This window comes from Teichococcus vastitatis (genome assembly GCF_003604215.1).
Classification (GTDB): Bacteria; Pseudomonadota; Alphaproteobacteria; order Acetobacterales; family Acetobacteraceae; genus Pseudoroseomonas; species Pseudoroseomonas vastitatis.
In genome coordinates, this window is sequence record NZ_QXGS01000195.1 from 1 (window position 1) to 845 (window position 845).

Annotated in this window: 1 protein-coding gene; it reads left to right on the top strand. The window is 67.8% G+C overall.

Annotated elements, in window-relative coordinates; genetic code table 11:
* On the top strand, window positions 1–685 hold a 685-nt coding region (locus D2K64_RS23880), incomplete at its 5' end, for a mandelate racemase/muconate lactonizing enzyme family protein (RefSeq protein ID WP_274379335.1).
* Window positions 686–845: the final 160 nt, after the last annotated feature.

The window sequence follows — 845 nt, forward strand, 5'->3', positions numbered from 1 at the left end:
CTTCAAGGTCAAGATCGGCATGTCCGAGCAGACCGACATCGCCCTGGTGCGGGCGGTGCGCGAGGTTATTGGCCCAGACCTGCACCTGCGCGCCGACGTCAACGGCGCCTGGACCCCGGGAACAGCGAGGCGGATGCTGGAGCGCCTGAAGCCCTTCGACCTGCAGTACATCGAGCAGCCGCTCGAGCTGGACGACCTCGCCGGAACCGCGCTGCTGCGCCGGATGCAGCCGGTACCGATTGCGCTTGACGAGAGCGCCTACACGCTGTCCGACATTGGCAACATCGTCCGCACCGAGGCGGCGGACGTGGTCCTGCTGGACCCGCATGAGGCGGGCGGACTCTGGCAGGTGGTCAAGCAAGCCGCGGTGTGCGAGGCCGTCGGCATCCCGGTCACGTTGCATTCCGGCGCGGAACTCGGCCCCTCGCAAGCAGCCTACCTCCACCTCGCGGCCGCGATCCCGAACATGACCATCGCGCTGGACACCGAGTACGCGTTTCTCTCGGGTGATGTCGTCACAGACGGCTTCCTGCTGGAGGATGGCTGCTTCAGGGTGCCCACAGGTCCTGGCCTGGGCGTCACGGTGGACGAGGGCTTGGTTGAACGGCACTCCGTCACCCGGATCGAGGGAGCCTACCTCGATGACAGGCGTCCCGGGTGGTTTCCCACGAAGCCGGCTTACTGAAGGTAGGAGGAGGTGGCCCATGCTGCAGCGTGTCACGCGTCGTGCCGTCCTGGCCGTCCCGGCCCTTGCCGGCCTTGCGCATGCGCGATCCGCCTGGGCGCCTGACCGGCCCATCCGGATCGTCGTACCCTACACCGCAGGGGGCGCCTCGGATGTCACG